Here is a 12,322-nt window from a genome sequence, read left to right on the forward strand (position 1 = left end):
CCATGCCGTCTCGCCTCGACCCGCCGCGACGTGGGCTTTCCGTGAAAAGTGGAAAATCGATAGCAGAAATGCTTCGTTTGCCGCACGCGCGGCGCTGTCTACACTCCGGTCTCATCTTGTCATTACAAGTGGAACATGACCGGAAGCAACCTCGTGCCGCTGGTGCCGCAGCCGCTATATGTCCAGATCAAGGATGCGCTGCGCGCGCGCATCCTCGACGGCACGTATCCGTCCCATAGTCGAATGCCGTCCGAGCACGAACTCTGCGCGATGTACGGCGTGAGCCGCATCACCGTGCGGCAGGCGCTCGGCGACTTGCAGAAGGAGGGCCTCGTTTTTCGGCTGCATGGCAAGGGCACGTTCGTCTCTAAGCCGAAGGCGTTCCAGAACATCCGGTCGCTGCAAGGGTTCGCGGAGGCCATGTCGTCGATGGGCTATGAAATCGTCAACCAGCTTCGCAGCTTCAGCATCGTGAAGGCCGATCGCCGTATCGCAGCGCGGCTCGCATTGCCGGAGGGCGCACCGGTTGCGCAAATCCACCGCGTGCGGCTGCTGAACCGCGAGCCTGTCTCGCTCGAGCTGACATGGGTGCCCGAGGCGCTCGGCAAGCGGCTCGCCAACGCGGATCTTGCGACGCGAGACATCTTCCTGATCCTCGAAAACGACTGCGGCGTGTCGCTCGGCCACGCGGACGTATCGATCGACGCGATCCTTGCGGACGAGGACATCGTCGATGCCCTTCGCGTCGAGGAGGGCAGCCCCGTGTTGCGCATCGAGCGCCTGACGCACGACGCAAGCGGCAAACCGATCGATTACGAATACCTCTATTTCCGCGGCGACGCATTCCAGTATCGATTGCGCATCGACCGTGACAAGGACAGCGGCCGCAAACCCGCAAGGAAAGCGCGATGAACACCGAAGTACTCGAATACGACGTCGTGGTGGTGGGCGGCGGCACGGCCGGACCGATGGCGGCCGTCAAGGCCAAGGAACGCGACAAGAGCCTGAGCGTGCTGTTGCTCGAAAAGGCCAACGTCAAGCGCAGCGGCGCGATCTCGATGGGCATGGACGGGCTCAACAACGCCGTCATCCCCGGCCACGCCACCCCTGAGCAGTACACGCGCGAGATCACGATCGCAAACGACGGCATCGTCGACCAGGAGGCCGTCTACGCCTATGCGAAGCACAGTTTTACAACGATCGAGCAGCTCGACCGCTGGGGCGTGAAATTCGAGAAGGACGGCACGGGCGACTACGCGGTCAAGAAGGTCCATCACATGGGATCGTACGTGCTGCCGATGCCGGAGGGGCACGACATCAAACGCATTCTCTATCGGCAGCTGAAGCGTGCGCGCGTCGACATCACCAATCGCATCGTCGCAACGCGGCTTATGACGGATAGCGAAGGCCGGGTGAACGGCGTGCTCGGTTTCGATTGCCGAACCGCGCAGTTCTACGTGGTGCGCGCGAAGGCCGTCATTCTCTGCTGCGGCGCGGCCGGCCGACTCGGCTTGCCCGCCTCGGGCTATCTGATGGGCACCTACGAGAACCCGACCAACGCCGGCGACGGCTATGCGATGGCGTATCACGCGGGCGCCGCGCTAGCCAACCTCGAGTGCTTCCAGGTCAACCCGCTCATCAAGGACTACAACGGCCCAGCCTGTGCCTACGTGACCGGCCCGCTCGGCGGTTTCACGGCCAACGGCAAGGGCGAGCGCTTCATCGAATGCGATTACTGGAGCGGACAGATGATGTGGGAGTTCTATCAGGAGCTGCAAAGCGGCAACGGCCCCGTGTTCCTGAAGCTCGATCATCTCGCCGAGGAGACGATCCAGACGATCGAGCAGATCCTGCACACGAACGAGCGGCCGAGCAGGGGGCGCTTTCATGCGCGTCGCGGAACCGATTACCGGCATCAGATGGTCGAGATGCATATCTCCGAGATCGGCTTTTGCAGCGGACACAGCGCCTCGGGCGTCTACGTCAACGCGCGAGCGGAGACGACGGTGCCTGGGCTGTACGCGGCCGGCGACATGGCGGCGGTCCCGCACAACTACATGCTCGGTGCGTTCACTTACGGATGGTTCGCGGGGGAAAACGCTGCTCGTGATGTCGAAGGCCGCGCGCATACGCCGATCGACGAAGCGCAGGTTGCGGCGGAACGCGCGCGTATCTATGGCCCTCTCGAGCGTGAGAGCGGTCTTGCGCCCATGCAGGTCGAGTACAAGTTGCGCCGGATGGTGAACGACTATCTCCAGCCGCCGAAGGTGACACGCAAGATGGAAATCGCGCTGCAGCGATTCGACGAGATCGCCGAGGACATCGAGTCGATCAAGGCGAACAACCCGCACGAGCTCATGCGGGCGGCCGAAGTGCGCGCGATTCGCGACTGCGCGGAAATGGCCGCGCGTGCTTCGCTCTTTCGGACCGAGAGCCGTTGGGGCTTGTACCACCATCGCGTCGATTATCCGCATCGAAACGACGCTGAGTGGTTCTGTCATACGCATCTCTACAAGGATACGGACGGCCGGATGGCGAGCGCGAAGCGCGAGGTCGAACCGTACATCGTTCCGCTTGCCGACGAAGAGCGAAGCGCGTACGCGTTGCTGCGAATTCGTGAACCGGCTGCGGGTGCCGAGACCGTGACTCATTAAGGAATGCGACATGTCACACAGTCCGCATGAAATCTTTCAGCGCACGAGCGCCCCCGTGACGATCGACGAGGATCTGTGCATTGCCGACAAGGGCTGTACCGTCTGCGTCGACGTATGCCCGCTCGATCTGCTTGCGATCGACATGACGAAGGGCAAGGCTTATATGCAGTTCGACGAATGCTGGTACTGCATGCCGTGCGAGCGCGACTGCCCGACCGGTGCCGTGAAAGTCGAGATTCCGTACCTGTTGCGTTAGCGACAGCGATTGGCTCACACGCGCCGTCGCTGTTCCCAACCCTATTTGACACGCTATGACGATGACGACAATTCGAAGGGGAATATCACGCATCCTCGCAACGCTGCTGCTGTTCGCGCTGGCAGGCGGCGCCCGCGCCGAAACGATTCGTGTGGCCATCGGCACGCAGGATACGACGATCAACTGTGCGGCCGGCGGCCTGCTGATTCGCGAACTGCATCTGCTCGACAAATACCTGCCGCATACCGGCAAATACAAGGACGCTCGATACGATGTGCAGTGGAAGGACTTCACATCCGGCGCGCCGATCACCAACGAAATGGTTGCCGGTAAGCTCGATTTCGGCGTCATGGCCGACTTCCCGGGCACGCTCAACGGCGCGGCGTTCGAGAAGGCCGGCAGGAAGAGTGTGTTCATTACCGTGCTCGAAGGCAGCATCGACGGCAGCGGCAATGGCATCGTCGTGCCTGTCGATTCGCCGCTCCATTCAATCGCGGACCTCAAGGGCAAAACGATTTCTGTGCCGTTCGCATCGACATCGCACGGCATGCTGCTGCGCGCGATCAAGGCGCAGGGATGGAATCCCGACACCGACGTCAACATCATCACGCAAGCGCCCGAAGTGGCCGGAAGCGCGTTGAAAGCCGGGAAGATCGATGCGCATGCCGACTTCGTGCCGTTCGCCGACCTCTTCCCCTATCGTGGAATCGCGCGGAAGATCTACGACGGCGCGCAGAGCCATGCGCCGACTTTTCACGGCTCGCTCGTCGATGAGGCGTACGCGCGAAAATACCCGGAGGTCGTCGTCGCGTACTTGAGGGCGGCGCTCGAAGCGAATCGCCTGCTCGAGCAGAACCCGGAGAAATACAGCCTGCTCATCGAGAAGGTCACCGGCATCGAGGCACCTGTCGACTACCTCTATCACGGTCCGCTCGGCGTCCAGACGCGCGATTTCACGTGGAAGCCCGAATACCGGCAAGCGGTTGCCACCGCGATCGAGACCTTGCGGTTGCTGAAGAAGACGGATAGCCACCTCGACGTGAACACGTTCGTCGACGATCGCTATATCCGCGAAGCGTTCAAGGAATCGGGCCTCGATTACGAGGCGGCATTGAAGAACTATGCGAAAGAGCCGCTCATCGCGAATGATGCCGCGACGGGCAAGCCGATACGCGATTTCAATGATGTCGCGCAGATCTGGCTCGTCGACGAAGACAAAGTGCGCGACTATGCAACGCCCGCGCAAGCGTTCGATGCGCTCCGCAAGCTCGGCTCGGGTGCCAAGGTCCGCGCGATGTACGTGCAGAACCACGGTACCGGTCTGAAGCTCTTTGCCGATCAAGCCTGGTATGTGAAAGATGCCAAGGGAACGGTCACTGCGTTCCTGCTCAAGGGCGCGGCCGATGCGTACGCACAGCGCGTAGCGGGTTCGGTCGTCGATTACGCCGCCGCGAAGAGCGGCTCACAAGCCGTCGCGGCACGCTGAACCGACCGCATACCGTCGCATGCGCTTTCCGCGATTCATATGCTCAACCGATACGGACACTGCATGTCTGCCGCGCTCGAATATGTAGATCGCCGCTCACCGGACCCGTTGCCGCCGGTGAAACCGGACACCGCAACGGCGGCCGCGCCGCGCAAACCCGCGCTAGCTACGCGGCGAAACGCGGTGCGTTTCATATCGCTCGCGCTCGCGATCGGCCTATGGCAGCTTGCCGCGCAATACGGACTCTCGCTTAACGTCGTGAGCATGCGGAGCGTGCCGGCGCCGACCGATGTTGTACCCGCGTTGTGGGCCCTGCTGCATTCGCCGAAGCTGCCGATGCACCTGGCGGCCAGTCTGACGCGCGTGCTGGTCGGCTTCGGTGCCGCCGCCATCGTCGGCGTCGGACTCGGTCTGGCCATCGGGCGTCATCGCGTGGTCGAAGACGCACTGATGCCGCCGCTTGAAGTGCTGCGGCCGATCCCCGCCGTTGCGTGGATACCGCTTGCGGTGCTGATGTTTCCCTCGTCCGAACTCAGCATGATGTTCATCACGTTCATTGGTGCTCTGTTTCCGATTTTGCTCAATACCGTTCATGGCGTCGAGGCGATCGATGCCCGTCTGGTTGCAACCGCGCGCAGCCTGGGCACGCGGCGGCTCGCGCTCTATACCGAAGTGGTGCTGCCCGGCGCCGCGCCGGCGATTTTCACGGGGCTCTCGATCGGCATGGGAACGGCATGGTTCTGCCTGGTGACAGCGGAGATGATTGCCGGCCAGTACGGGATCGGCTATTTCACGTGGGAGTCCTACACGCTGCAGAACTACGCGGATATCGTGGTCGGCATGTCGCTGATCGGCATGCTTGGCATGGGCAGCAGCCTGCTCGTCAAGCGGATAGGACGAGCGCTGACGCCCTGGTACCGCTTGCGAGGAGCGCGCCAGTGAGTGCGGAATCTCTCGCCCCATATGCGCCGGGCCGTGTCGACGTTCGGGCGCTCACCATCGAAGTCGGGCCGCCGCACGCACGAGTCGCCGCGCTCGATGCTCTCGACCTCGACGTCGAGCCTGGACAATTCGTCTGCGTGCTCGGACCGTCGGGTTGCGGGAAGTCGACGTTGCTTGGCGCGATCGCCGGTCACATCGCCACTACCGGAGGGGAAATCGCGATCGACGGTGTGCGGGTCGACAGTCCGCATCCCGAGCGCGGCCTCGTCTTTCAGCAGCACACGCTTTTTCCATGGAAGCGCGTCATCGACAACGTCGCCTTCGGCCTGAAAATGAAGGGTTTGCCGAAGCACGAGCGGCGGCGCGAGGCAGCCGAATTGCTCGCGCTGGTCGGGCTGGCCGGCTTTGAATCGCATTACCCGGCACAGTTGTCGGGCGGCATGCAACAACGCGTCGAGATCGCGCGCGTGTTGATCAACCGACCACGCATCTTATTGATGGACGAACCGTTCGCCGCGCTCGATGCGCAGACGCGCCGCCGGATGCAGACGCTGCTGCTCGACATCTGGTCCAAAGTAAGGACGACCGTAGTCTTCGTTACGCACGATATCGAGGAGGCGTTGTTTCTCGGCGATCGCATCGTCATGCTGTCGCAACGTCCCGCGCGGATCGTCGCCGATATGACGGTGCCGCTGCCGCGCCCGCGCAGCGACGAGTCCACGACGGAAGCGGTGTTCGTCGACATCAAGCGCCGTTGCCTGGCGCTGCTGCGTGAGTCCGATTGACGACCGGCCGCTATTTCACCCACCGCGCGCGCGCCTTTCGAGCTTTTTGGCTGACCCCTTATATGACTGTTCCACCTTTCATTGCCGCGAATGCGGATGCGTTGCCCGCTCGAGCGGCTGCGCTCATTGCGCGTCTTACCGATGCGGATCCCACCGTGCGTCGCATCGCGGTCCTCGACATTGCCGATCACGAGGACGCGGATCTACTGCCTGCGCTCGTCGACGTATTGCGCAACGACGACGCCCCCGAAGTGCGCAGCGAGGCGGCGCGCGTGCTGGCGTCGTGGGAGGAGGGCGACGTGATCGCCGCACTATGCGAGGCGTTGCTCGATGCCGATGCCGACGTTCGCGAAGCGGCGGCGCAAAGCCTTTCCGAGCTCAAAGATCCGGCGTCCGCGCATGTCCTCGTCGGATGGGCGGACCGGCCGGAACCGTTTGTACGGGCGGCTGTATTGCGTGGTCTGCGTGAATTGCGGTTCGCGAGCAGCTTCGCGCTGGCGCTGCGTGCGCTTGCCGACGACGCGGCAACGGTGAGGCTCGAGGCCGTCGCTGTGCTGGGATGGCTCAAAGATGCGCGCGCGTTGTCGACGCTGGCTGAAAAGGCCACGGGCGATGCGGACGCCGGCGTACGTCGCGCCGCGGTCGGTGCGCTTGGCTTTGCGGCCCTCGAGGACGGGTTCGTCGTTGCCGCGCTTCTCGACGCGCTCGTCGACGACGCATGGCAAGTGCGCGAGGAAGCGGCGACCACGCTCGGCAAATTGCGCGCCCCGATTGCACGCGATGCGCTCATTGCCGCGCTCGACGATGCGTATTGGCAGGTCCGTGTGCGGGCGACGCGTGCGCTGGGTCAACTGCGAGAAGCCGCGGCGGTCCGGCCCGTGCAGGCGTTACTGACCCATACGATCAGCAATCTGCGCAAGGAGGCGGCGCTCGCGCTCGGCGAAATCCGGGATCGCGCTGCCCTCGCGGCATTGCGGGATGCGCTCGATGACTCCGATCCCGATGTGCGCAAAGCGGCACGGATCGCGATTCAGCAGATCGAAAGCCCCAGCGCATGAAGTTACCTTCAGAGATCCGGGTGGACCGTGGCGCACGTCTGCTGACACTGCGCTGGCCGGATGGCGACGAACGAACGATCGGCCATGCACAGCTTCGCGAGTCGTGTCCTTGCGCCGAATGTCGCCGGCGCCGGCTTGCCGGCGATGAAGTGCGGGCGGCCGAGGGTGTCAGCGTGACCGATTTGCAATCGATGGGCTACGGCATGCAGATCGTGTTCAGCGATGGCCACGCGCGCGGCATTTATCCGTGGACCTATCTTGCACAACTTGCGTGAAGTGAATCGTAGTGCGCATGGCACTACGCGTTGCCGTAGCGCGGGAGCCGTTCGCGCCGCATGCATAGTTTATGTCAGTTGTGTACTTGGTCGCTGGATCGGCCGATAGCCGGTAAACTTTCACCTCCTGATCGAGCTGGTAGCGACGTCGGCGCGATATGGCGCTCACGATCTTGGATTTGTCGAATCCTGCGCTACCAGACATGCACCAGTGAGGCTTACCGTGGATGATCGATTCGACCGGCGCGAACTTCTTCTACACCTTGGCGATGTGCTCGAAGCAGCGAGCGGTGTCGCGAAGGTTGACCGACCCGACGTGCCCGTTTCGCGACTCGCTTTGAACGACTCCTCGTTGCAGGCGTTTCCGTTCTTGCGCAACGTGGCGACTACCGTGCTTGCCAAGGATTTTCCGCAACGCGTGGCGAGCGCATATGGGCATTGGCCGCGGGCGCTGCTCGACGCCGAGCTAGATCATGCGGCGCTGGCTTTGCCTGTCCGGCGCGAACTGTTCGATCGCGGCGCGGACGGTTGGGACGCGTATGTCGGCTATATGCGGCAAAAGGTCGTTTGGTTCGGGGTGGAGCTTCCCGATACCTCTACGTCGGATACGAAAACAGTGGGACCATCAACCCCGGCGCCTGTGCAAGAGCGTTCACCGCTTGGAAAAACGGGATGGCCATGGACGCCGCTCGGTTGATGACGGCGGCACGACGGCCAAGTGCTTAAGCGGCTTGCGGCAGCCAGCCTTCCTCCGTGTCCTGGAAGATCATTTTTTCGTCGACATGTCGATCGAGGTTCGAGATACGCTCGATCAATTCCTGCAGCTTCACGTTGCCATCGACTGTCTCCAGGTAGATGGCGCGGAACATCCTGTCGGCGGTTTTGGGAATCTTGCCTCGTTTCTCCCAAAGCGCTACGGTTTGCTCCGAAGTGCCTAGCAGGTCCGCCGCGCGATGCTGCGAGAGATCGAGTTCCTTACGCAGGAAGCGGAATTCCGCGCCTGTGAGATAGCTCTTGCGCGCAAGCGCTCGGCCGATGGCGCGATGAAGGCCGTCCGCGTCTTCAATGGAGACGGCTTTGCCATACGCCGTTTTCCGAACGTGATAGCCGTTGGCCAGCCACACGTTCTGCAACCCTGTTTCTGTGTAGTGGTACATGGCTTCCTTAATAAACGGTAATGACGACTACCCAGTCATCGTGGTCATCGCGCTCCAGCGCGGCTACGACTGTGACCTCGTCGCCGGCATGTCGCCGGGTGAGCGTGCACTGCCAGCTGCCATGCAGATTGACGTGCGCGCGTTCCGATACCTGCCCGTTTCTCAGGCAATCGTAGACCTGCGTTGGCGTGATCTTTCGTTCCCGCATTCGCTTCTTTGCATGCGGGACGAAGAACACGCGAGCGGTATCGCGTGCCACTTCGTGGATCAGTCGCCGCAGGTTTGCGTCATTGAGCTTGAACGGTAGGACTTGGGACGGCATACCCATAATTATTATGGGTTGCGGGCGAAGAAGCAAGAGGTACCTAGTTCCTACAGACGGTCGCTACCCACGCCCGGTACTTCCCTTCGCGTCTGCGCTGTAAGTGCCGGGTGGCCGGCGGATCCTTGACTGACGCTCTATCGCGTTGCCGATCACTGCGCAGCAGCGGCAGCCCGATTCTGCGAAGTTTCGCCCGGCGTGATGACCGCGTTTCGAGGCCAAACGACGACATCGTCATACGCATAGAGCTGGCAGTGGATGAACCCCTTCTTGCCGCACAAATCCATGGCCTTTTCGATGGCATCCTTGTTGTTCGACCAGTACGTATGGTGTCCGCCGTCCGCAAGCACGAATGCCTTCGGTGGTTTGCGTTCGAGGTAAGCGGCGTAGTCCTTTCGCGCGCGCTCGTAGGGCACGGCGTCGACGTTGTTGGCGTCCGCGTAACCCGTCGCGGCCGGCAAGGACGCCTGCGCGTGTCCCGTTCCCCCTGCGCCAGGAATGCTGACAACGGAGTTAGTGCCCATGCGCACCAGGATCAGATTCGGATAGTCATAGGCAGCGCCTGAAGACGTGTCGACAACAACGCCAACTGCGCCGCCGAACACGATATTGCCGAATGCCATGGGCTTGGTCGACGACTTCACTGTTGCAAAGCCGGCATCCATTTCCGCTTTGTCGCACCGCACGTTGAGATTTCCATAAGCGCGATGAATCGTCACGGTGCCTGGCGTCGTGACGTAATACGTGCCCTTGCTGTTGGTTAGCTTGCATGTCGCGCCGGATACGGGCACGTCGTCTTTTTTCGTTTCCACGGAGACTATCTGGCGCGTGCCGCCGACGATGGAAGCGCAGCCGGCAAGCGCGCCGCAAACGACAACTATGGACAATCGCATCATGGCTTCTAGGTTTTATATTCGACGTGTTACCGGCTTTTGGGCGTTCCCGTCAACGCCTCACGTTCTTGATTCAACGACTCGCGAGTCGTCGAGGCGGATTGTGCCATCGTCCCGCCACTGCCATCGGTTGCTTTTATCTATTGACCCCATTTATCAATAAAGGTGCTGCCGCGCGTTGCCGTGGCGAAACGACAATCGCCAACGACATCCGATCTAATGACGTCGACGCTGCTCATCGCGATCGCAGAAGGCGCAATGCGGCGCGCGGTAGAAGCCGCGCGCGGCCGAGGCAGTGGGGAGGTTTGCCATGTCGGTGTTGCCCGCCTTCTCGCTTACGGACATCCCTGCGACGTGCATCAGCGTCGTCGTGGTCGCCGACGGCGACCGCGCAGCGGCAGGTGCTGCAGGTTTGTGCTACCTGCCATCGGGGCCACCAAAACAAAAGCCCTTGACCGTTAGGTCAAGGGCTTCCGTGGATTTGGTGGCGAATCAGGGACTCGAACCCCGGACCTGCGGATTATGATTCCGTCGCTCTAACCGACTGAGCTAATTCGCCGAAAGAAGGCGAATTATGGCCGCGACGGCCGGTGCTGTCAAGGGCTTCGCTCGCGGCAGGCCCCCTGCCGGACGGCGCTGAGTTCGCGCCGCCCGCCAAGCACCGCTCGCCGCCGCCGCCAATGTCAGTCCTGCGAATAGATGTTCGAGTCCTTGGTCTCACGCACGAACAGCATCCCGATCACAAACGTGATCAGCGCGACGATCACCGGATACCAGAGGCCGGAGTAGATGTTGCCGCTCGCCGCGACGATCGCGAACGCCGTCGCCGGCAGGAAGCCGCCGAACCAGCCGTTGCCGATGTGGTAGGGCAGCGACATCGACGTGTACCGGATCCGCGTCGGGAACAGCTCGACGAGCATCGCCGCGATCGGCCCATAGACCATCGTCACGTAGATGACGAGCAACGCGAGAATCACGACCGTCATTGGCCAATTGAGCTGCGACGGATCCGCCTTCGCCGGATAGCCCGCACTCTTCAGCGTGGCCCCGAGCGTCTTCGTGAACGCCGCGCCCTTCTCCTTTGCCCCGGGCGCTTTGCCGTCATACGAATCGATGACCGTATCCCCGACCTTCACCTGCGCGATCGTGCCGGCCGGTGCGGCCACATTCGAGTAGTTCAGGCCTGCTTTCGCCAGCGCGCTCTTGACGACGTCGCACGAGCTCGTGAAGCTCGCGGTGCCGACAGGGTTGAACTGGAACGAGCACTCGTCGGGGTTCGCGATGACGACGATTGGCGATTTCTGCGTCGCCGCCTCGAGCGCGGGGTTCGCGAAATGCGTGAGCGCCTTGAACAACGGGAAGTAAGTCAGCGCGGCGATGAGGCAGCCGGCCATGATGATCGGCTTGCGGCCGATGCGATCGGACAGCGATCCGAAGAACACAAAGAACGGCGTGCCGATGAGCAGCGCGAGCGCAATCAGGATGTTCGCGCTGGCGCCGTCGACTTTCAGCGTCTGCGTCAGGAAGAAGAGGGCGTAGAACTGGCCGGCGTACCAGACGACGGCTTGGCCTGCCGTCAGCCCCACGAGCGCGAGAATCACGATCTTGAGGTTCTTCCACTGGCCGAATGATTCGGTGAGCGGCGCCTTCGACGTCTTGCCCTCGTTCTTGATCCGCAGGAACGCCGGCGATTCGTTGAGCTGGAGCCGGATCCAGACGGAAATGCCGAGCAGGATCAGCGATGCCAGGAACGGAATGCGCCAGGCCCACGCGCCGAACGATTCCTCGCCCACCCAGGTCCGCACGCCGAGGATGACGAGCAGCGAAAGGAACAGGCCGAGCGTGGCCGTCGTCTGAATCCACGACGTGTAATAGCCGCGCCGGTTGGCGGGCGCATGCTCGGCGACGTAGGTCGCCGCGCCGCCGTACTCGCCGCCGAGCGCGAGGCCCTGCAGCAGCCGCATCGCGATGAAGATGACGGGCGACGCGAATCCTATCGACGCATAACCGGGTAGCAGGCCGACGACGAACGTCGAAATACCCATGATCGTGATCGTGATGAGGAACGTGTACTTGCGTCCGACGAGATCGCCGAGCCGCCCGAACACCAGCGCGCCGAACGGCCGCACGGCGAAGCCCGCCGCGAAGCCGAGCAGCGTGAAGATGAAGGCCGCAGTCGGATTGACTCCCGCGAAGAAGGTCTTGCTGATGTACGCCGCCAGGGAGCCGGCGAGGTAAAAGTCGTACCACTCGAAAACCGTGCCGAGCGACGAAGCGAAGATGACCCGCTTCTCGTCGGCTGTCATCGGCGCGTGCGCCAAATGCCCGCCAACCGTTGCCATGTGTTGTCTCCTCAATTTAGATATGGGACAGCGCCGCCGTCGCGCGCGGCAGCGCTTGTCAGCGATTATTGGAAGACAAACTTACTGCGGACTGACGCGCGGGCGCTTTATCGGCTAGGGCTGTGATCCATACCCTTTTTAGATTTCTTCGC

General features: G+C 62.3%; 13 protein-coding genes, 1 tRNA gene and 1 pseudogene. 10 read left to right on the forward strand and 5 right to left on the reverse strand.

Features of this window, described 5'->3' with window-relative positions; genetic code table 11:
- Positions 1 to 135 precede the first annotated feature (135 nt).
- The 9 genes from AB4Y31_RS11920 to AB4Y31_RS11960 all read left to right on the forward strand — a co-directional run bounded on the left by AB4Y31_RS11920 (position 136) and on the right by AB4Y31_RS11960 (position 8,153).
- Positions 136 to 912: a GntR family transcriptional regulator gene (locus AB4Y31_RS11920; protein WP_368674079.1), complete on the forward strand. Its 777-nt coding sequence runs from the start codon at positions 136 to 138 to the stop codon at positions 910 to 912.
- A complete protein-coding gene (locus AB4Y31_RS11925; protein ID WP_368674080.1) occupies positions 909 to 2,654 on the forward strand; it encodes a fumarate reductase/succinate dehydrogenase flavoprotein subunit in 1,746 nt (581 codons plus the stop codon). The genes AB4Y31_RS11920 and AB4Y31_RS11925 overlap by 4 nt, the downstream gene beginning before the upstream one ends.
- 10 nt (positions 2,655 to 2,664) lie before the next feature.
- Positions 2,665 to 2,910 (forward strand): ferredoxin family protein, encoded by a 246-nt coding sequence (locus AB4Y31_RS11930; protein WP_368674081.1) that lies wholly within the window; start codon positions 2,665 to 2,667, stop codon positions 2,908 to 2,910.
- 61 nt (positions 2,911 to 2,971) lie between these two features.
- Positions 2,972 to 4,396, forward strand: a complete 1,425-nt coding sequence (locus AB4Y31_RS11935; protein WP_368674082.1) for an ABC transporter substrate-binding protein — start codon at positions 2,972 to 2,974, stop codon at positions 4,394 to 4,396.
- A 63-nt stretch (positions 4,397 to 4,459) separates the two neighbouring features.
- Positions 4,460 to 5,338, forward strand: coding sequence for an ABC transporter permease (locus AB4Y31_RS11940; RefSeq protein WP_368674083.1), 879 nt, complete (start codon positions 4,460 to 4,462; stop codon positions 5,336 to 5,338).
- Entirely contained in the window at positions 5,335 to 6,123 is a 789-nt protein-coding gene (locus tag AB4Y31_RS11945; RefSeq protein ID WP_368674084.1) for an ABC transporter ATP-binding protein, read from the forward strand. The genes AB4Y31_RS11940 and AB4Y31_RS11945 overlap by 4 nt, the downstream gene beginning before the upstream one ends.
- Before the next feature lie 62 nt (positions 6,124 to 6,185).
- The gene (locus tag AB4Y31_RS11950; RefSeq protein ID WP_368674085.1) at positions 6,186 to 7,181 is read left to right on the forward strand and encodes a HEAT repeat domain-containing protein; all 996 of its coding nucleotides are present in this window, start codon (positions 6,186 to 6,188) and stop codon (positions 7,179 to 7,181) included.
- Positions 7,178 to 7,456 carry a gamma-butyrobetaine hydroxylase-like domain-containing protein gene (locus AB4Y31_RS11955; protein ID WP_368674086.1) on the forward strand — a complete coding sequence of 93 codons (279 nt, stop codon included), beginning with the start codon at positions 7,178 to 7,180 and terminating at the stop codon, positions 7,454 to 7,456. Before AB4Y31_RS11950 ends, AB4Y31_RS11955 begins: the two co-directional genes overlap by 4 nt.
- Positions 7,457 to 7,679: 223 nt before the next feature.
- Entirely contained in the window at positions 7,680 to 8,153 is a 474-nt protein-coding gene (locus AB4Y31_RS11960) for a hypothetical protein (RefSeq protein WP_368674087.1), read from the forward strand.
- A 25-nt stretch (positions 8,154 to 8,178) separates the two neighbouring features.
- Here the strand turns inward: AB4Y31_RS11960 and AB4Y31_RS11965 are convergent, their stop codons facing one another.
- From AB4Y31_RS11965 to AB4Y31_RS11975, 3 genes are all read right to left on the reverse strand, one after another.
- A complete protein-coding gene (locus AB4Y31_RS11965; protein WP_107152708.1) occupies positions 8,179 to 8,613 on the reverse strand; it encodes a DNA-binding transcriptional regulator in 435 nt (144 codons plus the stop codon).
- A gap of 7 nt (positions 8,614 to 8,620) precedes the next feature.
- The gene (locus AB4Y31_RS11970; RefSeq protein ID WP_368674088.1) at positions 8,621 to 8,935 is read right to left on the reverse strand and encodes a DUF4258 domain-containing protein; all 315 of its coding nucleotides are present in this window, start codon (positions 8,933 to 8,935) and stop codon (positions 8,621 to 8,623) included.
- 152 nt (positions 8,936 to 9,087) lie between these two features.
- On the reverse strand, positions 9,088 to 9,822 hold the full coding sequence (locus tag AB4Y31_RS11975; protein WP_368674089.1) for a hypothetical protein: 735 nt from the start codon (positions 9,820 to 9,822) through the stop codon (positions 9,088 to 9,090).
- Positions 9,823 to 10,044: 222 nt separating this feature from the next.
- Here AB4Y31_RS11975 and AB4Y31_RS11980 point away from each other — a divergent pair.
- A pseudogene (locus AB4Y31_RS11980) lies at positions 10,045 to 10,234 on the forward strand (M81 family metallopeptidase); the annotation flags it as partial.
- Positions 10,235 to 10,310: 76 nt separating this feature from the next.
- On the opposite strand, the gene AB4Y31_RS11985 reads toward AB4Y31_RS11980, so the two are convergent.
- Positions 10,311 to 10,387 (reverse strand) — tRNA-Met (locus AB4Y31_RS11985).
- A gap of 124 nt (positions 10,388 to 10,511) precedes the next feature.
- Positions 10,512 to 12,170 (reverse strand): MFS transporter, encoded by a 1,659-nt coding sequence (locus tag AB4Y31_RS11990; RefSeq protein WP_368674090.1) that lies wholly within the window; start codon positions 12,168 to 12,170, stop codon positions 10,512 to 10,514.
- Positions 12,171 to 12,322: the final 152 nt, after the last annotated feature.

The organism is Trinickia sp. EG282A (genome assembly GCF_040965455.1).
Lineage (GTDB): Bacteria > Pseudomonadota > Gammaproteobacteria > Burkholderiales > Burkholderiaceae > Trinickia > Trinickia symbiotica.

Bases quoted from the DNA above. Each gene is read 5' to 3' on its own strand.
- AB4Y31_RS11940 (WP_368674083.1), top strand. From the start codon at position 4,460: ATGTCTGCCGCGCTCGAATATGTAGATCGCCGCTCACCGGACCCGTTG.
- AB4Y31_RS11965 (WP_107152708.1), bottom strand. From the start codon at position 8,613: ATGTACCACTACACAGAAACAGGGTTGCAGAACGTGTGGCTGGCCAAC.
- AB4Y31_RS11990 (WP_368674090.1), bottom strand. From the start codon at position 12,170: ATGGCAACGGTTGGCGGGCATTTGGCGCACGCGCCGATGACAGCCGAC.
- AB4Y31_RS11920 (WP_368674079.1), top strand. From the start codon at position 136: ATGACCGGAAGCAACCTCGTGCCGCTGGTGCCGCAGCCGCTATATGTC.
- AB4Y31_RS11950 (WP_368674085.1), top strand. From the start codon at position 6,186: ATGACTGTTCCACCTTTCATTGCCGCGAATGCGGATGCGTTGCCCGCT.
- AB4Y31_RS11930 (WP_368674081.1), top strand. From the start codon at position 2,665: ATGTCACACAGTCCGCATGAAATCTTTCAGCGCACGAGCGCCCCCGTG.
- AB4Y31_RS11935 (WP_368674082.1), top strand. From the start codon at position 2,972: ATGACGACAATTCGAAGGGGAATATCACGCATCCTCGCAACGCTGCTG.
- AB4Y31_RS11955 (WP_368674086.1), top strand. From the start codon at position 7,178: ATGAAGTTACCTTCAGAGATCCGGGTGGACCGTGGCGCACGTCTGCTG.
- AB4Y31_RS11925 (WP_368674080.1), top strand. From the start codon at position 909: ATGAACACCGAAGTACTCGAATACGACGTCGTGGTGGTGGGCGGCGGC.
- AB4Y31_RS11970 (WP_368674088.1), bottom strand. From the start codon at position 8,935: ATGCCGTCCCAAGTCCTACCGTTCAAGCTCAATGACGCAAACCTGCGG.